The sequence below is a fragment of the Pantoea endophytica genome (genome assembly GCF_002858935.1).
GTDB classification, from domain to species: Bacteria; Pseudomonadota; Gammaproteobacteria; order Enterobacterales; family Enterobacteriaceae; genus Pantoea; species Pantoea leporis.
In genome coordinates this window covers 310,385-334,512 of the sequence record NZ_PJRT01000005.1, presented here as the reverse complement: position 1 = coordinate 334,512, position 24,128 = coordinate 310,385, and the positions used below count along the sequence as shown (strand labels likewise).

17 protein-coding genes and 1 pseudogene are annotated in these 24,128 nt (G+C 53.7%); 8 read left to right on the top strand and 10 right to left on the bottom strand.

What is annotated here, in order from left to right:
- Window positions 1-55 precede the first annotated feature (55 nt).
- On the bottom strand, window positions 56-508 hold the full coding sequence (locus PZBJ_RS03975) for a GNAT family N-acetyltransferase (RefSeq protein ID WP_101761296.1): 453 nt from the start codon (window positions 506-508) through the stop codon (window positions 56-58).
- A 146-nt stretch (window positions 509-654) separates the two neighbouring features.
- On the opposite strand from PZBJ_RS03975, the gene eptB reads away from it, so the two are divergent.
- Together eptB and PZBJ_RS03965 are read left to right on the top strand one after the other, a co-directional pair.
- Window positions 655-2,322, top strand: a complete 1,668-nt coding sequence (eptB, locus tag PZBJ_RS03970) for a kdo(2)-lipid A phosphoethanolamine 7''-transferase (RefSeq protein ID WP_101761295.1) — start codon at window positions 655-657, stop codon at window positions 2,320-2,322.
- Between the two features lie 24 nt (window positions 2,323-2,346).
- Complete coding sequence (locus tag PZBJ_RS03965) at window positions 2,347-2,883, top strand: GNAT family N-acetyltransferase (RefSeq protein ID WP_101761294.1); 537 nt, start codon at window positions 2,347-2,349, stop codon at window positions 2,881-2,883.
- Window positions 2,884-2,885: 2 nt separating this feature from the next.
- Here the strand turns inward: PZBJ_RS03965 and PZBJ_RS03960 are convergent, their stop codons facing one another.
- Entirely contained in the window at window positions 2,886-3,764 is an 879-nt protein-coding gene (locus tag PZBJ_RS03960; protein WP_101761293.1) for a LysR family transcriptional regulator, read from the bottom strand.
- Window positions 3,765-3,903: 139 nt separating this feature from the next.
- On the opposite strand from PZBJ_RS03960, the gene PZBJ_RS03955 reads away from it, so the two are divergent.
- On the top strand, window positions 3,904-4,737 hold the full coding sequence (locus PZBJ_RS03955; RefSeq protein WP_420818494.1) for an MBL fold metallo-hydrolase: 834 nt from the start codon (window positions 3,904-3,906) through the stop codon (window positions 4,735-4,737).
- Between the two features lie 20 nt (window positions 4,738-4,757).
- Here PZBJ_RS03955 and malT read toward each other — a convergent pair whose 3' ends face one another.
- Window positions 4,758-7,460, bottom strand: coding sequence for an HTH-type transcriptional regulator MalT (malT, locus tag PZBJ_RS03950; RefSeq protein ID WP_101761292.1), 2,703 nt, complete (start codon window positions 7,458-7,460; stop codon window positions 4,758-4,760).
- A gap of 274 nt (window positions 7,461-7,734) precedes the next feature.
- Here malT and malP point away from each other — a divergent pair, with 274 nt between their 5' ends.
- Together malP and malQ are read left to right on the top strand one after the other, a co-directional pair.
- Window positions 7,735-10,128, top strand: coding sequence for a maltodextrin phosphorylase (malP, locus tag PZBJ_RS03945; RefSeq protein WP_101761291.1), 2,394 nt, complete (start codon window positions 7,735-7,737; stop codon window positions 10,126-10,128).
- Window positions 10,125-12,167, top strand: a complete 2,043-nt coding sequence (malQ, locus tag PZBJ_RS03940; RefSeq protein ID WP_101761290.1) for a 4-alpha-glucanotransferase — start codon at window positions 10,125-10,127, stop codon at window positions 12,165-12,167. Before malP ends, malQ begins: the two co-directional genes overlap by 4 nt.
- A 541-nt stretch (window positions 12,168-12,708) precedes the next feature.
- Here malQ and malM read toward each other — a convergent pair.
- The 3 genes from malM to malK form a co-directional block, all read right to left on the bottom strand.
- Window positions 12,709-13,632, bottom strand: a complete 924-nt coding sequence (gene malM, locus PZBJ_RS03930; protein WP_101761289.1) for a maltose operon protein MalM — start codon at window positions 13,630-13,632, stop codon at window positions 12,709-12,711.
- 96 nt (window positions 13,633-13,728) lie between these two features.
- Window positions 13,729-15,030 carry a maltoporin gene (locus PZBJ_RS03925; RefSeq protein WP_101761288.1) on the bottom strand — a complete coding sequence of 434 codons (1,302 nt, stop codon included), beginning with the start codon at window positions 15,028-15,030 and terminating at the stop codon, window positions 13,729-13,731.
- A 41-nt stretch (window positions 15,031-15,071) separates the two neighbouring features.
- Complete coding sequence (gene malK, locus PZBJ_RS03920; protein ID WP_101761287.1) at window positions 15,072-16,181, bottom strand: maltose/maltodextrin ABC transporter ATP-binding protein MalK; 1,110 nt, start codon at window positions 16,179-16,181, stop codon at window positions 15,072-15,074.
- A 363-nt stretch (window positions 16,182-16,544) separates the two neighbouring features.
- Here malK and malE point away from each other — a divergent pair, with 363 nt between their 5' ends.
- From malE to malG, 3 genes are read left to right on the top strand one after another with little or no spacing between them, the layout of a single operon-like run.
- Window positions 16,545-17,735 carry a maltose/maltodextrin ABC transporter substrate-binding protein MalE gene (malE, locus tag PZBJ_RS03915; protein WP_167391173.1) on the top strand — a complete coding sequence of 397 codons (1,191 nt, stop codon included), beginning with the start codon at window positions 16,545-16,547 and terminating at the stop codon, window positions 17,733-17,735.
- 60 nt (window positions 17,736-17,795) lie between these two features.
- A complete protein-coding gene (gene malF / locus PZBJ_RS03910; protein WP_101761285.1) occupies window positions 17,796-19,316 on the top strand; it encodes a maltose ABC transporter permease MalF in 1,521 nt (506 codons plus the stop codon).
- Window positions 19,317-19,325: 9 nt separating this feature from the next.
- The gene (gene malG, locus PZBJ_RS03905; protein WP_101761284.1) at window positions 19,326-20,216 is read left to right on the top strand and encodes a maltose ABC transporter permease MalG; all 891 of its coding nucleotides are present in this window, start codon (window positions 19,326-19,328) and stop codon (window positions 20,214-20,216) included.
- Between the two features lie 182 nt (window positions 20,217-20,398).
- On the opposite strand, the gene PZBJ_RS03900 is transcribed toward malG, so the two are convergent.
- The 4 genes and pseudogenes from PZBJ_RS03900 to PZBJ_RS03885 all read right to left on the bottom strand — a co-directional run bounded on the left by PZBJ_RS03900 (window position 20,399) and on the right by PZBJ_RS03885 (window position 24,038).
- Window positions 20,399-21,610, bottom strand: coding sequence for a DUF4236 domain-containing protein (locus PZBJ_RS03900; RefSeq protein WP_101761283.1), 1,212 nt, complete (start codon window positions 21,608-21,610; stop codon window positions 20,399-20,401).
- A gap of 150 nt (window positions 21,611-21,760) precedes the next feature.
- Complete coding sequence (locus PZBJ_RS03895; RefSeq protein ID WP_101761282.1) at window positions 21,761-22,279, bottom strand: O-acetyl-ADP-ribose deacetylase; 519 nt, start codon at window positions 22,277-22,279, stop codon at window positions 21,761-21,763.
- Between the two features lie 39 nt (window positions 22,280-22,318).
- Window positions 22,319-22,797 (bottom strand): annotated as a pseudogene (locus PZBJ_RS03890) (Hcp family type VI secretion system effector).
- Window positions 22,798-23,552: 755 nt separating this feature from the next.
- Window positions 23,553-24,038 carry a hypothetical protein gene (locus tag PZBJ_RS03885; RefSeq protein ID WP_240632873.1) on the bottom strand — a complete coding sequence of 162 codons (486 nt, stop codon included), beginning with the start codon at window positions 24,036-24,038 and terminating at the stop codon, window positions 23,553-23,555.
- Between the last annotated feature and the right edge of the window lie 90 nt (window positions 24,039-24,128).

Sequence of the window (24,128 nt, the reverse complement as noted above, 5' to 3'; positions counted from 1 at the left end):
ACCTCCGTTATGAGTAAGCTACTAGTAGTAACTTACCATTGGTAGGTTGTCAAACTCACAGCATTTTAGCAAAACAGATCGATTCGTTTCTTCCGACGTAAGGTTCGTAGTTCTGGATTTGCGCGTAGCCGCAACGGTGATAAAAAGCCACGGCACGGCTATTGATTACGCGGGTCGATAGCCGAATTTCGCAATATCCCATACTTTTGGCCCACGTTTCCAGATACTCCAGCAGCGCAGCGCCAACGCCTGGCACGCTACGATCGGAGTACATACGTTTTACTTCAGCAATTTGTTTTGCAAGTGGTCTCAATGCTCCGCAGCCCACGGCATTGCCCGCTTCATCTCTGGCAAGCACCCACAAAGAATGCTGATTGTTGAGCTCCTGGGCGTTGAAATGACTTTTGCCGTTATCGCCGGTTATGACGGCGAGTTCGGCTGATAACTTCTCAACCAGTAATTGGGATTCTGATGAGTGGGGATCGGCTTGCTGGATTTTAATGTTCATGAAAAGCGTCAGCTCCTGATTTTGTTACAATATAACATACTTTAGGCCCAGCAACGATTGAACTGTTCCCCAAATCCACCCTCTCACTTAAGGTTGTCAATTTTCAGGCAAGTGATTGAGTTGTTTATTATAAGAACGGGGAACACATGTTTATAAAGGGTTGGGTTAAACAGTTTTATCTACCGGCATTTATTTCGCTCTATATCGGCGTACTGCTTAACATTCCGATTTTTATCCGCCGCTATACGCAATTGCAGTTTGATAATACCCTTTCATTAGTGACTGAGGTCATCGCTGCATTTTGTTTGGTGATGCTGTTAACGTTGTTAACCTCATTAACCGGAAAATATCTGTCGCGCGTATTGATGACCATGCTGGTGATTTTCTCCAGCACGGCCAGTTATTACATGATTTTCTTTAATATTGATATTGGTTATGGAATCATCGCCGCCGTTTTAGCCACCGATTCACTGGATCTTTCTAAGGAATCCGTTGGCTGGCACTTTGTGCTGTGGATGGTAATTATCAACGTCATTCCGCTATGGCTAATCTGGCGCGGAATGCGCAGTAAACCCGTTTCAAATATCAGCAAAAAGCGTTATTGGTCTTATAAAACTATCGCCATTGTGATTGCCGCATTGGGTTGCTGGTTACCGTTGAATTTAATGGGCAAGGTGCAGGATGAACAGGACAAGAAAAATAACCGCATGATGGCCAGCTACGGCGGCATTGTGGCCGGTACTTATTCACCGTCTAACTGGTTATCAGGCGTTGGCTTGTTGGCATACAGTTCATTCAGTCAGGCTGAAGACAACCGTAATCTATACGATCCCGCTGAACACTTTAAATACGTCCCACCGAAAAATGCGGATAACTTGTATATCGTATTTGTGATTGGTGAAAGTGCCCGCCGCGATCATATGGGTTTATACGGTTACGATCGCGACAACACACCTTATCTCGATCACGAGAAAAACCTCGTTCACTTGCAGGGTTATTCCTGTGATACCTCAACCAAGCTCTCGCTGCGCTGTATGTTTGTCAGAGAAGGCGGTGCCTCAGAAGCTCCGCAGCGCACCCTGAAAGAGATGAATGTGTTTACGGTGATGAAGAAGCAAGGTTTCTCGGAAGATCTCTATTCCATGCAGAGCGAAGCCTGGTTCTATAACAAAGTCATGGCCGACAGTTATTCAATGCGCGAATCTATTCAGGCGGAGAAGCGTAATGTCGGTAAGCCGGTGGATGATATGGCGTTAATTAATGAACTGCAGGACTCCATTCAGCGCCATCCGCAGGGTAAACATATTGTAATTCTTCACACCAAAGGTTCACATTATATGTATACCGAACGCTATCCACGGGCATTCGCGCGTTACACACCGGAGTGTCAGGGCATTGATGATGCCTGTAGCACGCAGGAGATGATAAATTCTTACGATAATAGTCTTTTGTATACCGATTATTTTCTTAAGCAGACGTTCGATAGCCTGAAAGATAAAAATGCCATCGTGTTTTATGCCTCCGATCACGGAGAATCGATTTCCGACAACCTGCATTTCCACGGCACGCCACGCGATCATGCGCCGATGGCGCAGCGCACGGTGCCAATTATGGTTTGGGCATCCGATAAGTTTTTAAGTGACAGTAATAACAAAGCGTCGTTTGCCAAACTGCAGCAATTGCAGAACGACAAAACGCCGGTATTCCATGAGAAGTTATTCGACTCGATATTAGGCTGCGCTGGCTTTACCTCACCAGATGGCGGAATTAATTCAATGCGAAACTGGTGCGATCATTCTACTATTCAGAAGTAATTTGACGTTTCTTAGGGAGGAACTATGACGCCAGAAATCAAAACGCAACGATTAATCCTGAAGCCCCTGGAAAGCGGTGATGGGCAGTCGGTGCAAATCGCCTTTCCGCGCTGGGAGATCGTGCGTTATCTCAATGCTGCCGTGCCGTGGCCTTACCCTGAAGGTGCCGCACAGAATTACGTTGATAACGTGGTGTTGCCCGCCGTTAAGGAAGGTCGAGGCTGGTGCTGGAGTATCAGACGTCAGGAGAAGCCTGAGGAATTGATCGGTCTGATCGAACTGCGCGATGGAGAAAATGATAACCGCGGATTTTGGCTGGTACCTGAGTGGCAGCAACGTGGCTATATGAGTGAAGCGTGCAACGCCGTGAATGATTTCTGGTTTAAAACGCTGGGCCGCGAAGTATTACATGTGCCAAAAGCGGCGGTGAATACAGGCTCAGTGAAGATCTCACGTAAATCCGGCATGCGTCTGATAGAAACTGGCAAAAAAGAGTATGTCGCGGGTGTTCTCGATTATGAATTGTGGGAATTAACCCGCGATGAGTGGCTATCAAATTAACATCAAGAGGGAACGTGTTCCCTCAATGCCGTCAGTAAGCGGCTGACCAGCGGTTTGGCCTCATTTCTCCGCCATATCGCATAGAGATTCACATACAGCGCCAGCCAGGGTACTTCAACAACAATGACAGACGACGAAGCAAGCCGCGCAAGACTTCGCTGAATAAAGGTAAATCCCAGCCCTGCTTCAACACAGGAGAGCGCCGCCAGTGGTCCGCTAACCTCAAGCCGAATATCAGGCGTAAACCCACTCACTTCACACACCTCAAGCAAGCGGTTGGACACTGCCGTATTTAGACTTTGCTTATCGGCGATCCAGCGCTTCATGTGTAACTGCTCAGGTCTGGGATCCCTAATTGCCTGTTCTATTGGCATAGCCAGCACCACCGGCTCAACTAACACGCTTTGAAAGGCAAAACAGTCATCCTCTTCCGGCTCGTTATAAACCAGTGCCAGATCCAGCGCATGATTCGCTAGCGCATCGATTTGTGCCTGTGAGCGTAAGGCATGGAGCTGTATATCAACTTTTGACGAGCAATTTAACCGGGCAAGGCTTTCAGGAAGTAGAAGTGAGTGAATGGCCGCTTCGACATAGCCAATATCAAGCCTGCCCGACTGACCATTCTTCAAACTTTTACCCAGTCCATTCAGACGATCATGGTGCAAAAGCAATGCCTTCACTTCTGTCAGGAACTGCTTGCCCTCGGCGCTGAGATAGAGGCGTTTCTTTTCCCGATGAAAAAGTGCCACACCTAACTCATCTTCCAGTTGCTGAACCTGGCGGCTCAAAGGGGATGCTGAAATATGCAATTTCTCAGCTGCCTGACCGATGTGCTCGAGTTCGGCGACGAGAGCAAAAGAGCGCAATAACTTAATGTCCATAACTTTTCCGGTCACAACTCAGTCGAGAATGATGATAGCCACACAATAAATATTGCCGCAACATCTTAAGTAATGCGACGTTTAATTAAGCAAACAGAGTCATCTTCTATTTTTATTATCTACATTTGACGAGGTAATTTTGACGAACGTATTCAGCACAAGGGATATCGGCAATTATAAGGTCACTGCGCTTAGTGATGGCGTGATGAAAGCCAGCCTGAGCCTGTTATCTGGAATAGAACCTGAAGCAGCGGTAAATATACAGCAACACGCCGGAATAAAAGCAGCGGATGATATCCAAATTAATAGCTATCTCATCCGTGGAGCGGGACGAATAATATTGATCGATTCGGGTATGGGAAACCTCAATCATATCGGTGGAGAATTAAGACGAAACCTTCTTTTATCCGGCATCATGCCTGACGAGGTTGATACCGTGTTGTTGACCCACGCACATCCCGATCATATTGGCGGTCTGCTGGATGAGAATGGGCGACCCGCTTACCGAAATGCAGCACTCTACATTAGCAAAGCAGAAGCAAACTTCTGGCTGGATAATGAAAAATTAACTAGCCTGAGTGAACGCGCACTGATGAATGGTTCGCTGTTTCGTCGCACGTTCGAAGCTTATTCAACTGTTCGATTTACGGAAGAAACAGCGATTGCTGAAGATATCACCGCAGTCAGCCTACCGGGACATACGCCTGGTCACAGCGGCTACCTGATAGATTCCCGCGATGAAAAATTACTGATTTGGGGTGATATTACGCATTATCCGCATATTCAAATTGCCCATCCGCAAGTTTCAATCGCCTTTGATTACGATCCTGACCAGGCAGAGCAAACACGAAGAGCAATTCTTGAGCGCGCTTCACGAGAAAACCTATTGATTGCAGGTATGCACTTGGGCGTGTCTGGGTTTGCATATATCCGCTCCCCTTCAGAGGGACATTATTTTCTGGAATATGTCTGAACCGCGAGCCGCTGTCCGCCTTAAACATACCCCATCATCCGCAGCATCGACTGCGCCTGATTCATCGCTTCCGCGCGGTGCGTCACGCCGAGTTTTTGGTACAGATTGCGGATATGCGTTTTGATGGTGGTAGCAGCGACATCCAGCTCGCCAGCAATTTGGTCGTTGCTGTATCCCGAATAGATCAGCCCCAAAACCTGCCATTCACGTTGGGTTAGCGGGCTGGTGCGGATCAGCTCCGGCACATCGGGATGATTAATCAGGCGGCTAACAAAGCCCTCGTCAAAATGGGCAAACTTATGACGATGATATTTATTAATCTCGCTGAGAATGCGTCTGGCGCGATGATTATCGAGTTCATCCAGCGTGTTGAGCTGAATCAGCTGACGCAGCTGCTGCGCCATCGCTTCACCTTCGATCACAAAATGGCTGACGAAACCGGTGCTGCGCGCCAGTTTCAGCGCTTCGGTTAGCGCCTGCTGCGCTTCCGCTTTGCGCTGGGTTTGCCAGTAAATCTGATTTAACAGCAGCAGATTGCGATTCATATCGCTCATCAGGTTGAGCGCGCGCGCATTGTCATTCAGCTCATCCAGCACCACTTCGGCCTGGCTCATATTTCCCAGCAAGATCTGCGCGCGCGCGACATTGCGCCACTGACCTTGCAGGAAATGATTGTTGGCAAACTCCGGTTTCACCGTCTGGCGCATCCAGCTACTGGCGCTTTGGCTGTCGCCGGTCATCTGCCAAAAAATCACTCTCACCTTATCGGCATTGGCGATCCAGTCGCTGTGCAGCGATCCGTTGTTAAGCAGATTCTCCAACCGACTCAGGTGGCTGCGGGCATTATCGAGATTGCCGCGCGCCAGCGAACACTGCACCAGCAAACCGAGGCACTGAATCTGCTGCTGCGGCTGATAGCCTTTCAGCACTTTTATCCCTTCGCGCGCCGCCTGTTCTGCTTCGTCGAGTCGGCCCCACGCCCACAACAGTTGCGCGCGAATTCGCAGCAGGAATTCATGCATCGGGAACTGTGTCAGATGCTGCTCTTTCACCAGCACAAATGCCCGCTCCTGTATCTCATATGCGGACTGTAAAAACCCCTGCGCAAAGAGAATCTCACTCTGCTGAATCAGGCTCCACAACGCGTAATTCCACGCTTCCTCGCGGCGCGCCATCTGCTCGGTCTGGCGCATCAACTTCAGCGAACTGCTCAGCTCGCCTTTGCAGTGCATCACTTCGCCCAATACCGACGTCGCCACGATGCAGCTGTATTGACGGCTTTCCGGCAGCGCGTCGAGCGCCAGCAACGCCAGCCGCTCGGCTTCTTCGGCGTTGCCATCATTTATAGAAACCTGCGCCAGCAGCGCGTTGAATTCGCCGCGCAGCACATCATCAATCTGTTCGCTGCAGGAGTGCTCAAAGCGCGTGAGCAAACTGCTCACCTCGGAAAACCGGTGCTGGCTTTGCATCAGCCACGCCTGTAACAGCACTAACTTTGGATTTTCCAGCAGAATTTCCCACGGCAGCGCCTTGAGAGAATCTTCCAGTAGCGTGAGTTCGCTCTGATTAAACAGCGTCCAGGCGTATTGCAGCAGCACGTCGCGCAGCATCAACGCATCACCAGCCGCCAGCGCATGATGGATCGCTTCGCCAGGGAAACCCAGCCGCATCCAGCTTTCTGCCGCCGCGCGATGCAGCGCAGGCAGTTCCGCCGCCAGTTCCCACTGACAGCGCTGACGCAAAAAACTGCCAAACAGCGGATGATAGCTAAACCACTCGCCCGAGTTATCCATGCGCTGCAAAAACAGGCCCTGACGTTCAATCTCCTCCAGCCGCATCTGCCCTTGTTCTTCGCCGGTTACGCAGGCGATCAGCGTATCGTTCATCGATCGCAGCAGCGCGCTTTTCAGTAAGAAATGTCGTGTGGCGCTATCCACGTTATTCAGCACCTCCTCAACCAGATAATCCGCCAGATGGCTGGCGTTAATGCCGGAAAGACGGCGCGCGGAATCCTGAGCGGAGCTCGCGCCCTGACGCGTCGAGAGCGCGATCAGCTGCAGCGCCGTCGCCCAACCCGCCACGTCATCGCACAGACGCCCGCTCTCTTCCGATTCCAGCGGCGTTGTCAGGCGGCAATCAAAAAACTGTTTGGCTTCGTGATGGGTAAACGCCAGCTGCTGGCTGCCTAACTCAATCAGCTGTTCGCGCACGCGCAGGTTGGCAATGCCGAGCTGCGGCAAATTACGTGACAGCAAAATCAGCGTCACATTTTCCGGCTGATTGCGGAGAAAGAAGCGCATCGCGTCGTGAATCGCGGGATTAGTGATGTGATGGTAATCATCGATGATCAGCCAAATCGGTTGCTGCCACGCCGCCAGCTCACTGAACAACTGGGCGAATAGCGCGTTCAGGTTAATATACTGCCGTTTCTGCGCCAGCGCTTCGCTGGAGGCGCAGCCGCCCTGCGTTGCCTGCTGCAGAGCCGCGATGAGGTAATCGACGAAGCGTTCTGGCTGATTGTCGCCCTCATCCAGCGAATACCAGCCCAGATTGGCTTTCCCCGCCGCCCATTGCGAGATCAGCGTGGTTTTGCCATATCCCGCCGGACTGGTCACCAACACCAAACGGTAATTGCCCGCCGCGCCGAGTTTTTGCATCAGGCGCTCGCGCGCAACCGTGTTCTCAAGGCGGACCGGTCGGCTAAGTTTGGAGGGTATTAACATCGGTAAACGCTTCTCCCTAAACGTGGCGCATCATTATTTTACGCTTCGTAATTAATAGTCACATACGTTCAGATATTCGTTTACCTAATGCAAGCTAACCCATTAAGCAGTCTTAACAAAAGCGACGGTTATCACATTCCTGTCACACTTTAAGATTTCCCTCAGCCTCTCCTCCCCGCTCATCCTCCCCGCTGAATTTGGTGCAGGAGGAGGAGCGCGTCATGGCTGACGCGCAGAATGAAGCACACTCACCTCCGCCCTGACAGGACTGATTATGAAATTTGACCGTACCCGTTTTAAACACGCGCTAACCCGACAATGGCAACGTTTTGGTCTGCACGATGCGCAAGAGATGACGCCAAACCAATGGTGGCAGGCGCTGAGTGGCGCACTGGCCGACATGCTGGCGGAGATGCCTGCGCCACCAGCGGCCACGCCGCAGCGTCACGTTAACTACATTTCGATGGAGTTTTTGATTGGTCGTCTCACCGGCAACAATCTGCTCAACCTTGGCTGGTATGACGAGGTGAACGAGGCGCTGGCCGAGTGGAATATCACGCTGAGCGACGTGGAAGCGTGTGAAACCGATCCGGCGCTGGGCAACGGCGGTTTGGGCCGGCTCGCCGCCTGTTTTCTCGATTCGATGGCAACCGTGGGACAACCCGCCACCGGCTACGGACTCAGTTATCAGTACGGTCTGTTCCGCCAGCACTTTGTTGATGGTGCGCAACAGGAGATGCCGGATGACTGGCAGCGCGACAGCTATCCGTGGTTTAACCATAACGCGGCGTTAACTGTGCCGGTGCATCTCGGCGGCAAAGTCATCACGCACAATGGCGTTGCGCGCTGGGAGCCGGCGGTGCAAATTCTCGGCGAAGCCTGGGATCTGCCGGTGGTCGGTTATCAGAATGGCGTCACTCAGCCGCTGCGCTTGTGGCAGGCGAAACATGCGCAGCCGTTTAATTTGCAGCGCTTCAATAACGGGGATTTTCTGCGCGCCGAGCAGCCGGGCATTGAAGCTGAAAAACTCACTAAAGTGCTCTACCCCAACGACAATCACGACAACGGCAAAAAGCTGCGCCTGATGCAGCAGTATTTCCAGTGCGCTTGCTCGCTGGCGGATATTCTGCGCCGTCATCAGCGCGCCGGCCGTAGCATTGCCAGCTTGCCGGATCATGAAGTGATTCAGCTCAACGATACCCATCCCACGCTGGCGATCCCCGAGCTGATGCGCCTGCTGTTGGATGAACACGCGCTGAGCTGGGACGAGGCGTGGCATATTACCCAGCACACCTTTGCCTATACCAATCACACCTTGATGCCTGAAGCGCTGGAGTGCTGGGATGTGCGCATGGTGCGCGCCCTGCTGCCGCGCCACATGCTGATCGTTACCCAACTAAATGCTCAGTTGAAGAAGCAGGTGGAAGCGCGCTGGCCGGGCGACGAAGTGACTTGGGCGAAACTGGCGCTGGTTCACAATAACCAGCTGCGCATGGCCAATCTCTGCGTCACCAGCGGCTTTGCGGTGAACGGTGTGGCGGCGCTGCACTCGCAGTTGGTGGTGAAAGATCTGTTCCCGGAATATCACGCGCTGTGGCCGGAGAAATTCCATAACGTCACCAACGGCATCACACCGCGCCGCTGGATTAATCAGTGCAATCCGGCGCTGGCGGCGTTGATCAGCCAAACCCTCGATCAGCCGTGGCTCACCGATCTCGATCAGCTGAAAGCGTTAGAAACCTACGCCGATCACGCCGCATTCCAGGCGCAGTATCGCGCCATCAAGCAGCAGAACAAGGTTGCGCTGACGCATTGGATTGCAGAACGCACCGGCATCCAGGTGAATCCTGAGGCGATGTTTGATGTACAGATCAAGCGCCTGCACGAGTACAAGCGTCAGCATCTGGCGCTACTGCACATTATCGCGCTGTGGCAAACGCTGGTGAGCGATCCGCAGGCCAACCTGACGCCGCGCGTGGTGCTGTTTGGTGCCAAGGCCGCGCCGGGTTATGTGCTGGCCAAAAACATCATCTATGCGATTAACAAAGTGGCGGCCACCATCAACAACGATCCGCGCATTGGCGATCGCCTGAAAGTGGTGTTTGTGCCTGATTACAACGTTACGGTTGCCGAGCGGCTGATCCCGGCGGCGGATCTCTCCGAGCAGATTTCTACCGCTGGCAAAGAGGCATCCGGCACCGGCAACATGAAGCTGGCGCTGAACGGCGCCTTAACCATCGGCACGCTGGATGGCGCCAATGTGGAGATCGCTGAGCAGGTTGGGCGCGACAATATCTTTATCTTTGGTCATACCGTTGATCAGGTCAGCGCGTTGCAAGCAGAAGGTTACTCGCCTGACGCGTGGCGCAAAAAAGATGCGCAGCTGGATCGGGTATTGAAAGCGTTAGAAGACGGCACCTTTAGCGACGGCGACGTCACCGCGTTCGAGCCGCTGCTGCACAGCCTGAGCGCCAAAGGCGGCGATCCTTATCTGGTGCTGGCCGATTTTCGTCACTACCTCAACGCGCAGGCGCAGGCAGAAACCTTGTGGGCCGATCAGCATGGCTGGACGCGCGCCGCGATTCTCAACACCGCGCGCTGCGGCATGTTCAGCGCCGATCGCGCCATCCGCGACTATCAGCAACGCATCTGGCAGGCCGCGCGATGAACAGCACCATGACGCCAACCGCCGAAATCGCCAGCGAATACATCGACGCGCACGGCCAGCTGCAATCGGTTTCTGCCGTTACCCGCCAGCGTTTGCTGGCGGCGATGCATCCCGCGCAACCGCACGCTTCGCCGCTGCCGCCGGTATTGATCGTTCAGGGAGAACAGGCGGAGATTGTGCTGCCTGCGCCCGGCATAACAGGCGAATGGCAGCTGATCGCGGAACAGGGCGAACGCTGGCAAGGTCGCGCAATCGCCAACCGGCCGATCGCTTTGCCTGCGCTGCCTTTGGGTTATCACCAGCTCAGCTTTAGCGTCCAGCAACAGGCATTTCACTGCCGGATTATTGTCGCGCCCGTGCGCTGTTACGAGCCGCCAGCCATCCAGCAAGGGCAATCGCTGTGGGGCGCCTGCATTCAGCTGTATACCTTGCGGTCGGCGTCCAACTGGGGAATCGGCGATTTCAGCGACTTAAAGCAGATGCTGGTTGAGGTTGCGCAGCGCGGTGGTGCCTGCATTGGCTTGAATCCACTGCATGCGCTGTTCCCGGCAACGCCGGAAAGCGCCAGTCCGTACAGCCCTTCGTCGCGGCGCTGGCTCAATATGCTGTATATCGATGTCGCCGCCGTTGAGGATTTTACGCTGAGTGAAGAAGCGCAACGCTGGTGGCAGGCGACCAGCACGCAGCAGGCGTTACAGGCGGCGCGGGACGCTGAGTGGGTCGATTACTCAGCGGTTACTCACCTCAAGCTGGAGGCGCTGCGTCTCGCCTGGCAGCAGTTCAGGCAGCGCGGTGCGGATGATGGCCTGGTTGTCGCCTTTGAATGTTTTATGCAGCAAGGCGGTGAAAGTCTGCTGCATCAGGGCGTGTTTGATGCGCTGCACGCTGCGCAGATCGCCGAAGCCCCTCAGCGCTACGACTGGACAACCTGGCCTGCGGCGTTGCAGTCGCCAGACAGCGCAGCGGTGCGGGCATTCCGCATCGAACACACCTATGAAGTGCGCTTTTATCTGTGGCTGCAATGGCTGGCCGCGCGCCAGTTTGCTGATTGCTGGGCGGTGTGCCAGCAGCAGGCGATGCCGATTGGCTTATACCGCGATTTGGCGGTGGGCGTGGCGCAGGGCGGCGCGGAAACCTGGAGCGATCGCGAGCTTTACTGCTTGCAGGCCAGCGTCGGCGCGCCGCCGGATATCCTCGGCCCGCTGGGCCAGAACTGGGGATTGCCGCCTATGGATCCGCAGATTATGCAGGCGCGCGCCTACCAGCCATGGATTGATCTGCTGCGCGCCAACATGCACGACTGCGGCGCGCTGCGCATCGATCACGTGATGGCGCTGCTGCGACTGTGGTGGATCCCGCAGGGCGAAAGCGCGGCCGAAGGCGCGTATGTGCATTATCCCATCGACGATCTGCTGGCGATTCTGGCGCTGGAGAGTCAGCGTCATCACTGCATGGTGATTGGTGAGGATTTGGGTACGGTGCCGGAGAAGATCATCGGCAAGCTTTACCAGGCGGGCGTTTACTCCTACAAAGTGCTCTATTTTGAGCAGACGTCCAAAGTGGCCTTTCGCGCCCCCGACCACTGGCCACGTCAGGCGATGGCGGTCGCTACTACCCACGATATGCCGACACTGCGCGGCTGGTGGCAAAGCGACGATTTACGGCTGGGCAGCGAGTTGGGGCTTTATCCTGATAAGCAAATTCTTGCCGGGCTGAATAAGTCACGCTTAGCCGCGCGCCGCGCCCTGATTAGGAGCCTGCAACGCAGCAATTGCTTGCCCGAACAGGCCGAACCGCAGGTGATGGATCGCGCGTTAAGTGCGGCGATGCAGCGTTATCTGGCCGACAGCAATAGCGCGCTGCTCGGCCTGCAACCCGAAGAGTGGCTGGATATGGCTTCCCCGGTGAATATTCCCGGCACCACCCGCCAATATCCCAACTGGCGCCGCAAACTCAGCGCTTCGCTGGAGGCGATGTTTGCTGACCCGCAGATCAATGCGTTGTTGGCGGATATCGATCAACGGAGGCGTAATGCTTAGTCGCTATTGGTTGCCTTGCATAGTTGCAGGCCGGGGTCACTTTCGGTCCGGCAGCCTTCGCGCCGCATGCGCGGTACCTTCACTTCACTCGTCAGCCTGACGGACCGGCGGAGACGGGACTTCCCTGTCCCGGCTCCGCCTTTCGCCCGCGTCCTGCGGGCTCTCCTGGCTTCCTCGCTTCGTTCAGCGCTGCGGATCGCCTGCCCGAAAGTGACCCCGGCCTGCCAATGAGCTCGAGTGCCTGCTGTTAAATGGGCACATTGCTAGCAGCACTGGCGTATCTGCTTCGGCATAAGGGCTATCCGCAGCGCTGAGGCTTTTACGTTGAGCCAGGAGACTCACGCATGGATGCGTGAGGCAGTTCGGGGCCGGCCAGGAAGGCCGATCCCCGAATGGTCCGTCGGCACGACGTGAAAGCTGAAGGCACCGCGCTAGCGGCGCGAGGACGGCCCGTGACGAAGCAGATACGCCAGTGCCCACTCCTGAAAAAAAGGTGCGCCGAAGCGCACCAGATGGGACAAATCAGCACTGCCGGGGCGGATTACCCCTTGCCTTTAACACTGCTGATAAACACCTGTCTGGCCGACGTGGAGCCTAAACGCTCGGCCTCGTCCAGCAGCTTCAACGCCTTATCGATATTGCCCTTCTCAACCGCCTCGCGGATGTTCTGATTAAAGTAACCTTCGGTATCCGTCATGATCGGTTTAGGTTTTGCATCCGAAACCGGGGCAGCACGATAAGTCGCCGGCGCAACCGGCTGCGTATTGCCCACCGTTACCGGCGCAGGACTCGATGACCCAAACAGTGGTCCAACCAAAATGGATGAACCTGAACTGGTTTTCACTTTCAGTTTCAGGGTGCCATCGCGGCTGTGCTGCGCAATCGGATCGGGAATATCCGGCACCGCATTGCCAGTACCGCGTGCGTAGGCTTTCGCCGGATCCAATAACGTGGTGGTTTCGGTTAAATCCTTATCGGTGGTGAATACCAGCAGATAAATCTTTTGTTGACCCAGCGCAGGCGTCAGTTTCATCACGCCTTCCAGCCGATCCGCCGCCATCACGCCCGGCTGCTGGTAGGTGAAAAAGCGCGCCGGGAACCAGGCCGCCGGACGCATGTTCTCATCCAGCACCAGCACATTCGGTGCGAACACCTGATTTTGTTTCACTTCACTGCTCAGCGTAATGGTGAGTTCACCGATATTGGCTGGCAAGCTGTAGGCCGCCACCGAACCCGTCACGCCCGCTGCATTCAGGTTGCTGTGGCTCCCGCTCAGCGTGGTGACCTGCGTGCGGGAAGTATCGACCGGCAGCCAGCTCAGCGTTTGCAGGCTGGCGGCGGGGAATGTGGGCGCGGCAGAGAGATCCTGTGGCACCAGATTGACATCCGCGAGCGCCGGTAAACTTTGGCCGGCCAGCAGCGCGGCGCTCAGGCAGAGCGCAAAAACCGTTTTTTTCATTCTCATTGTATAACCTCAAAAACTGTCAGGCGGCGGCGCGAACCAGGCAATGGCGCGCCGCGCCGAAAAGAGATCGTCTCAGTTAAGCCACATGCGGGAGCATTACCACCAAATCTCCATCTGCGCCCCGAATGTCACCTCATCGTCGTTGCCACGGCTGTTGGTCAGAATGCCGTTGCCGCTGCTGTCGTTAGAAGCAAAGGAGGTTAAATCACCTGAGCTGTCTTTGCTGTAACCCCACTTCTCATCCCACTTGGCGTAGGTTGCGAACAGACGCAGTGCCGGACGCGACCAGATGCTGTCGCCCGCCTGCCACTGTTGCGCCAGCGTCACTTTGTACTGGCCGTTGCGCTCGTTCACCTGCTGCGACTTCACGTTGTCGTAGCCCACTTCAAGTAGCGTGCTCATGATTGGCGTCCATTTGTACATGGGGCGCACGCCCACGGTGTACCACTCGGTACCACGGTTGTTATCGAGATCGGTGTTCTGGTACATGGCGACGTACATCAGATCCCAGCGATCGGCGAGGCTAATTGCACCGTGATCGAGTACGCGATACATGCTGCCGCTGTTGTTGATGTTGGTGCCCTGCGGCAACCCTTTGCCCTGTGAAGTCAACGCATCGGTGGCGTACTGCAGCACGAATTTGTTGTAGCCCTTCAGCATGCTCTGCGTGTGTTCGGCGGTGAACATCCAGCCATCTTTGGAGGCGTTATCTTCCAGGCGATAACCGTCACGCGCGTTGGCGCGGCCATAATCGACGCCCAGCTCCAGCACGCCGTTCGGGTTGGTTTCAAAACCTGCCAGGCGCACATCAAACACGTCGTTGGCGGTGCTGGTGGCGTAATCACGGATCTGATCGCTGGAGAAGGTGTAAGAGCCGCCCGCTTCGGAGGAGCGCGTGGCGGCAAAGGAGAGTTTGCCGAAGCCGAGATCGACATCTTCCAGACCGGCACCGGGACCGGAAATATCCCAGTAGTAGAAGTCGATCATATGCACGTCATGACGCTGGTAGAAACGCTTACCGGCCCAGATGGTGGAACCCGGCAGCGATTCGATCAGGTTTTTGCCCTTGACGTTGGCTTCGCGGAACGCGGGCGAGGTCGCTTCCCAGTCATTCTGCTGAGAAACCGAATAGGCGACGTTGGTATCGAAATAGAAGCTCTTATCGCCCTCTTTCCACACTTCCTGGCCCAGCTTCAGCTCAGCGTAGGTTTCACATTCGTTGCCCAGACGGTATTTACTTTGAGCGCCGGTGGCCTGAAAACATTGCTGTTCCCCGCCGCTGCCGGTCCAGCCGATGCCGGAGCGGGCATAGCCGGTAAAATCGACTGCCATCGACGGGGCAGCGAGCGTGCCTGCCGCGATAGCAACCGCGATAGGGAGTTTGCGCAGAGTTAACATTTTCTATCTCCTGAGGTCATTGCTTTTATTGTTTTGCAGGGCTAAACACCGGGTTCCTGATGTAGCCGGCGACAGGCGCTGCCATCTTCACGGAAAAGATGGCAACGCTCTGGCGGCAGGCCGATGCCCATCAGGGCGCCCTCTTCTACCAGCACGACGTCCTCCTGGCGATAAACCAGGCTTTGACGAATGGCGGGAATCTGGATGTGAATTTGCGTTTCGTGTCCCAGCTGCTCCACCACCGTCACCTCGCCTTCGAGGGTGACGTCAGCGATATCGCTGGAGAGCAGATGTTCGGGACGAATGCCTAACGACATGTTGCTGCCCACCTGCACACCGGCGCTGTCGACCGGCAGCCACACCAGCTGGGTATTGGGTAAACGCACCTGAACCTGATCGATGGCGGTGGCGGTGACTTTTACCGGTAAGAAATTCATGCGCGGTGAGCCAATAAAACCGGCGACGAAACGATTGGCGGGATAGTGATACAGCTCGAGCGGCTTGCCGACCTGGGCAACGTGGCCGCCATCCAGCACCACGATCTTATCGGCCAGCGTCATCGCTTCGGTCTGATCGTGGGTGACGTAAATCATGGTGCGCTTCAAACGCTTATGCAGGCGTGAGATCTCGATGCGCATCTGCACGCGCAGCGCCGCGTCAAGGTTGGAGAGCGGCTCATCGAGTAAAAACACCCGCGGTTCCGCCACCAGCGTTCGGCCAATCGCCACGCGCTGACGCTGACCACCCGACAACGCTTTCGGACGGCGATCCAGCAGATGCGCCAGCTGCAGCACTTCCGCCACCTGATTGACCCGCTGCTGAATCTCCGCTTTGCGCGTGCCGGCCAGCTTCAGGCCGAACGACATGTTCTCAGCCACCGAAAGGTGGGGATACAGCGCGTAGGACTGAAACACCATGCCGATGCCGCGCTCGGCGGGCGGCACCTCATTCATGCGTTTGTCGCCTATAAACAGGTCGCCGCTGGTGATGGTTTCCAGACCGGCAATCATGCGCAGCAGCGTCGATTTGCCGCAGCCTGAAGGTCCGACAAAAACCACGAACTCGCCTTCGGCGATCTCAAGGCTGATGTTTTTCGACACCTCGGTTTCGCCCCACACCTTGGAGACACTGCGCAACGTAACGCTCGACATGATGCTTTCCTCTCAGCTTGCTATTCCTTGTCCGCAAGTCGGCGGACAGACCCCGGCGACCACTATGGGCAAGGAGATAACCGCCGACATCCTCCACCGCATGGCGTCAGCGTGGGGGAGGAGACGGGAGGAGGAGATCTTGCAGACCTGTCTGATAAAACGCGGCAGGCAACCATTTTTGTGAGCTATGACGCAGAGCAGAGCGACGATTGTGTGCGCTAGCCCGTGATAACCGGGTGGTTTTGCAACGCAGATCACATCAGGTGATAAGCAGGCGTAGAGCCGGGGAGGATGAGAAGCGGCGGCAGATACTCACAATGTAGCAGGTAAAACGATTTCCGTTTCCGCTAACAGGATGGAGTTATGACAATGAAAACCGGTGCACGCATTTTTGCCCTTTCCGCCCTGACGGCCGTGCTGTTTTCAGCTTCTGCCGTTGCAAAGATTGAAGAGGGAAAGCTGGTCATCTGGATCAACGGCGACAAGGGCTACAACGGCCTGGCTGAAGTGGGTAAAAAGTTTGAGCAGGAGACCGGCATCAAGGTGACGGTTGAGCATCCGGACAAAATGGAAGAGAAGTATCCGCAGGTGGCCGCCACCGGCGACGGCCCGGACATCATCTTCTGGGCGCACGATCGTTTCGGCGGTTATGCGCAGTCAGGCTTGTTAGCGGAGATCTCCCCGGACGCGCGCTTCCAGGAGAAAATCTTCCCCTTCACCTGGGATGCGGTGCGCTTCAACGGCAAGCTGATCGGTTATCCAATTTCGGTTGAATCCTTATCCCTGATCTACAACAAAGATCTGCTGCCTGAGCCGCCAAAAAGCTGGGAAGAGATCGCCGCCATTGATAAGAAAATGCGCGCGCAGGGCAAGAGCGCCATGATGTTTAACCTGCAGGAGCCGTACTTCACCTGGCCGCTGCTGGCGGCGGGCGGCGCTTATGCCTTTAAGCTCAACGATGGCCGTTACGACGTGAAAGATACCGGCGTGGATAACGCAGGGGCAAAAGCGGGCATGAGCTTCCTTGTTGATCAGGTGAAGGCCAAAACGCTGAATGCCGATACTGATTACTCCATCGCTGAAGCCGCCTTTAACAAGGGGCAAACCGCCATGACCATTAACGGGCCGTGGGCGTGGAGCAACATCGATAAGAGCAAAATCAACTACGGCGTCACGCTGCTGCCCACGCTGCATGGCAAAAACTCCAAAACCTTCGTCGGCGTGCTGAGTGCCGGCATCAATGCCGCCAGCCCGAATAAAGAGCTGGCCAAAGAGTTCCTGGAAAATTACCTGCTGACCGACGCCGGTCTTGATGCGGTCAACAAAGACAAACCGCTCGGCGCGGTGGCGCTGAAATCGTTCCAGCAGACGCTGGAAAAAGATGAGCGCATTGCCGCCACCATGACCAACGCGCGCAACGGCGACATCATGCCAAACATTCCGCAGATGGCCGCCTTCTGGTACGCGATGCGCACCGCCACGCTGAATGCGTTGAGCGGACGTCAAAGCGTCGATGCGGCGCTGAAAGATGCGCAGGCACGACTCAACAAGTAATCCTCTCTACCAGAGCCGGCGCAATCCGGCTCGTTACTGGCTGTTAAGGAAAACCGCATCATGTCAGGAAAACCGAAAACAGCACGGTTCAGCGCCGTGCTGAAGGCTCTTTTTCTCGGTATCTGCTGTCTGCTGGTCGGCTATCTGCTCGTGCTGATGTATGCAAAAGGTGAATATCTGTTTGCGCTGGTGACGCTGATTATCAGCGCCGTCGGCATCTGGATTTATGCCAATCGTCGCGCTTACGCCTGGCGCTATGTCTATCCCGGACTCGCCGGCATGGCGCTGTTCGTACTGTTTCCGCTCGCCTGTACCGTGGCGATTGCCTTTACCAACTACAGCAGCACCAACCAGCTGACGCTGGAACGTGCGCAACAGGTGTTGCTGAGCCGTCAGTATCAGGATGGGTCGGCGCTGAACTTCTCGCTGATCCCGGCGGGTGATCGCTGGCAGCTGGTGCTGACCGAAGCCGCCAACGGGCAAACCTTCGTCTCGCCTGCATTTGCCTTTGGCGGAGCACAAAAGCTGAAACTGACCAGCGCCCCGCCACCGCCGGGCGAACGCGCCACGCTGCGCATCGTCACCACCAACCGCCAGGCGCTGAACCAGATTCAGGCCGAACTGCCGGATGGTCGTTTGGTGGTGATGAGCTCGCTGCGTCAGTTCTCCGGCACGCGCCCGTTGTATGTACTGCAAGCCAACGGCGACCTGAAAAATCAGCAAAGCGGCGCGCTTTATCAGGCCAATCGTGAAAGCGGTTTCTATCAGAACACGAGCGGCGAAGCGCTGAGTCCGGGCTTTACGGTGAATACCGGCTGGAAGAATTTCATTCGTGTGTTTACCGATGAGGGGATTCAAAAACCGTTTCTGGCGATCTTTGGCTGGACGCTGCTGTTTTCGTTCGTGACGGTGATTCTCACCGTGGCGGTCGGCATGGTGCTGGCTTGCTTAGTGCAGTGGGAAGCGCTGAAAGGCAAAGCGGTGTATCGCGTGATGCTGATTTTGCCCTACGCCGTGCCGGCGTTTATCTCGATATTGATCTTCAAAGGCTTATTCAACCAGAGCTTCGGTGAAATCAACGTGATGCTCAAAGCGCTGTTTGGCTTCCAGCCCGCGTGGTTCAGCGATCCGACGCTGGCGCGCACCATGCTGGTGATCGTCAATACCTGGCTCGGCTATCCCTACATGATGATTCTCTGCATGGGGCTGCTGAAAGCGATTCCGGACGATCTCTACGAAGCCTCGGCGATGGACGGCGCCGGGCCGCTGCAGAACTTCTTCCTGATTACCCTGCCGCTGCTGTTGAAGCCGCTGATGCCGCTGATGATCGCCAGCTTTGCCTTTAACTTCAATAACTTTGTGCTGGTGCAGCTGCTGACCAACGGCGGACCGGATCGTATCGGCACCACCACGCCAGCGGGTTACACCGATTTGCTGGTCAATTACACCTGGCGCATTGCGTTTGAAGGCGGCGGCGGTCAGGACTTTGGTCTGGCGGCGGCGATTGCCACGCTGATCTTCCTGCTGGTGGGCGCGCTGGCGGTGATCAATCTCAAAGCCGTGCGGATGAAATTCGATTAAGGAGGCGTTATGGCTATGGTGCAACCCAAATCGCAAAAGCTGCGTCTGTTGATGACGCATCTGCTGCTGCTGACGTTTATTGCGGGAATTCTGTTTCCGCTGCTGATGGTCTTCGCTATCTCACTGCGCGCCGGTAACTTCGCCACCGGCTCGCTGATCCCGGAGCAGATTTCCTGGGAGCACTGGCAGCTGGCGTTAGGTTTCAGCGTGGAGCACGCCGATGGCCGCGTGACGCCGCCGCCCTTCCCGGTGCTGCTCTGGCTGTGGAACTCGGTGAAAATCGCCGCCATCAGCGCGATTGGCATTGTGGCGCTTTCTACCACCTGCGCGTATGCCTTTGCGCGCATGCGTTTTGCCGGGCGCGCCACGCTGCTTAAAGGCATGCTGATTTTCCAGATGTTTCCAGCCGTGCTGTCGCTGGTGGCGCTCTATGCGCTGTTTGATCGCCTGGGACAATATTTGCCGTTTATCGGCCTGAATACGCATGGCGGCGTGATTTTTGCCTATCTCGGCGGCATCGCCCTGCACGTCTGGACCATTAAAGGCTATTTCGAAACCATCGACGGTTCGCTGGAAGAAGCCGCCGCGCTGGATGGCGCCACACCGTGGCAGGCATTCCGGCTGGTGCTGCTGCCGCTTTCGGTGCCGATTCTGGCGGTGGTGTTTATTCTGGCATTTATCGCCGCTGTCACCGAAGTGCCGGTTGCTTCATTGCTGCTGCGCGATGTGAATAGCTACACGCTGGCGGTCGGCATGCAGCAATATTTGAACCCGCAAAACTATCTGTGGGGCGACTTTGCGGCAGCGGCGGTGCTCTCTGCAATTCCGATTACGCTGGTGTTCCTGCTAGCCCAACGCTGGCTGGTCAGCGGCCTGACGGCTGGTGGCGTGAAAGGCTAACCCGTTTATTATCCTCCTTCCTCAATGTTCACTGCAGTTGAGGGTTTTGGCGGCCTTAGGGCCGCTTTTTTTATGGGTGTGGGGTTATTAAAGATCCTTTTGTCACCCGATATAGACTGAATCAATGCGGTCGCGTCAAATTTGGTTAGGGTTTCCGAGTAGTAGAGGCCGCGATCATCTTCTCAAACAATAGGTGTAACGGGTTGAAAAATGAATGTTGCGCTCATGCGACGCTGTGTTTGGAATTTATCAAAAGCGTCAATCGGGCTGACATTTTCCAGATTGCTAAAGTTGAGCCGTTCAAATAAATAACGTTCAATACGTGAGGATAGGATGTATTCATCATTTAAGTGCCCGGTCTGTTTACTGATTCGCTGAGTAAAGCCGCTAATGATAACGGTATTAAATGGCAGCGCGCAAAAAGCCATACCAGCCAGCCGCAATACGATACCGTGCACATGCAAAGCATAACGTTCTCGCATCGCCTTTTGTGACAACTCTTTTTCAATAATCTCTGTTCCACGGGTATTCACCCGTACTGATGAAGTAGGCAGCATTTCATATTCTGGCAAATCTACTTCAATGAGAATTTCAGATGTGGAGGCATTCACCTGAAACGACACCAGCGTCTCGCGTGGCCAGTCTGCAGCTTGAATGACTTCGGACAGAAGTGATTCGAAATAGCTGTTATCGGTGGCGAATTGCGATTCAATATTTGCCAACTTGCTTGCAATCTTCTTTTCATGTTCAGCCGCATCGAATTTCCAGTTAGCGTATAGCTCCGCCCAGCGCTGACGCATCGCCTGATATCGCTTCAGAAAAAGTTCGTTTTCCTGTTCGCACTCTTTTACTTCTCGTTGCCATTGCTCAATATTACGTGTTTGCCGATCCTGGCGAGCAGAAGCTGATTCAAATATTCGTCCAATAAGACCACGACCTTGATTGTCTTCAGGTTGTTCAGGTGCAATAAGAGGAACGGGCTTTTCGGGACGGACAGGTGCAGGCACATTGTAGGGCTGCAACATCAACTGCCGATAATGCGCTTCGAGCTCGGAGTAGGAATGCACCGTACGAGGATCAGGTGTAAGGAGATAGATATTCACAATATCGTCTACAGCCTGATTAAGCGCTTCCACCTCTTGCTCAAGCTCTTGCCGTAAATAGGGATCCTCTTGTCGAGAAGCATTGCGTTTTCTGCTCGCTGCACTTGCTCGATCTAAACGAGTTCGATAGCTCAATCCCGTCCCTGGAAGTCCCAGATTGGCATAAGTACCGCGTTTGCCGAACGAAACGGATGCCCCTCGCGGCCCAACACTCATGCTCGCACCCGAGGAGCTCAGGTTCATCCTTACACCGGGAATAATGCTTATCGATTTTCGAAATCTAAACCCCATGTTATTAACCATTCCTTTTGATTATTGAGTAAGGGTAAAAAAATGCCATTTTTCCCGGCTTAAGATGGCGATAAGATAGCCATCAATGTTGTCTAGCCAACCGTAAATATATCGTTATTCGAGTGCGGCTGAATGAAATTATACAGAACTTTATTGCCCAAGCATTTTTGAATACAGGTCGTAATTTTCCTCATCAAAGCAGACCAAATTGACTTGCTCGATATTGGCGTTCTCACGCAAACACTGATCAATCACGGCTAGTGCGATTTCAGCCGCCAGCACTTTCGGAAATCTGTATATACCAGTGCTGATATTAGGAAACGAAACGGTTTGGATGCCATATTCTTCTACCAGTTTAAAACAGCTCAGATAAGCATTTTTTAACAGCGTTTCTTCGTCATGTCGTCCGTCATGCCAATGTGGTCCAACGGTGTGAATGACGTATTTTGCTGGCAAATCACCCGCCGTGGTGATCACTGCATCTCCGACTTTGCAGCCACCTTGTCGATTTCTGATTTTCTGACACTCAGCCAAAATCGCTGGCCCGCCCGCACGATGGATGGCGCCATCAACTCCGCCGCCGCCAAGCAAGGAGGTATTGGCGGCGTTCACAATGGCTTCCACTGGGACCTTGGTTATATCGTCTTTGAGCAATACTATTTTGTTCATGTATTTCTAATCCTCAGCGTCAGCAATCTTAGCCAGAAGCTAAGCAATCATCCTCTCATTCCATCCATCCTTAAACACGATGTTACCGTCCACGTATTTCCATGTAATCGTTTCAGATCGTAGCTCAATATTTTCCAGATGCGTGCTGGTCTGGCCGTTTGGCAGCAGAGCCGGTGAGATGCTGGAGATTTTGACGTTATCCAGGCGGATATTAAATACTCGACCTCAATACCCGCTTCGTTAATTCGGTACATCTTGATGGTCGCTGATTTCAGCGTTCTGGCCTGACACAATGCACGAAACAGCACCGGCGTTGTTCTATCGAACTCCTTTTGAACGGATATTGGTGCATGAATTCTTGTGGCCGTAAGCCTTCCCGTGTGCGGATCCACCGGGATGGTAATGTTGTGCATGACGGAGTTGAGCTCTATCGAACCGAGTCTGGTCGGCATCATGCACGAGCCCACAATCGGCGAACCGCTTTCATCTTCTAACCAGATATGTGCTGGAGTTGACATATTTAATCCCTTAAAGTTTTCGACATTTATAAACAACAAAAATATACGCGCACAGGTAAACTATACATACACTCATCATCCCACTCTCAGGATAGAAATAAAATTTCAACATACCAAACACAAGCGCACATAAAACGGGAACGTATATGCGTAATAGAAATTGCAATTGCGTTATCAACCACCGATTTAAAAACCCTCTCATAGTTTTACTCCAACCTACTCGTATACAAGTCTGACGAGCATTTACACCTAATTACATTGAACATATGCTATTTCTCTAAGAGTCTTAAATTCACAATCAAGAACATATGTTTAGCCTGCAAAAATAGGCACCTAAACAAAAATACTTCAAACTTAAATTTAACGACATTTGTAGATGACAAATGATAGTGAGCACAAATAAAATATCCCCACACCTAACATACTGCTATCTGGGAAAAAGTAAATTTGTAGTAACGCAAAAAGTATTGTTAATACTATCGGCACGTAAGTGCAGATCAGGAACTTCGATTCTGATATTAACCATTGCTTTAAAAATTTCTTCATCATTTCCCCACTAACTTCATCAATACTCCAGCGACTTCGTAATCTGAAAGCCATTGATTTTTTAGCGCACCAGCCCGCATAAATGAAGGTTCAATAAGGAAATACATCATTTCGAGTTCTCGCATATACAATGCGTGGTAAAAAGGAGGGTGCATTATTTGCAAGCGCTTTGCGCTGTCTGCTGCGTTTTGAACTATGGCATAAATTCCCTATACTGACGCTGCCGCACCAACTGCAGTACCAACATTACGGCCAACAGGAAGCGTTATATTCATCCCCATGACGACAGCCATAGCCGCTCCAGCACCAAATGCGCGCGTAGTTAGTGTGCTGGCTGCAATGTGAATGTTTGCTCGCATTAGATGAATTTTAATTGCTTCGAGTTGGCGATAAGATCTGCCTCCAAGCTGATAGTCTATGTAGGTTTGCAACAGTGCAAAAATAATATCTCTGTCTTTTATTAACCGAACGACTGCTTTTCTAAAACGATTATCTTCCAGCATCTGATTTTTACAGACGTCCATGTATTCATCAGTAAAACACGATGCATAAAATGAAAGCCGGGTCGCCCCTTTATTGATCTTACTGACCTGATCCGAAACTACATCAATAACGCCGGAAACGGCATTGTCGAGCTTTTCTGCCAGAATCCTTTGCGCCTGTAGCTGCCGTATCACCGCATCACTGTGGTACATAAATATCCCTATAGTTAATCCCGTTAACCACGCAAACCATAGGGGAATAATAAAATTCAGTGAAGCGAAAATTTAGCCAGTTGTGATCCC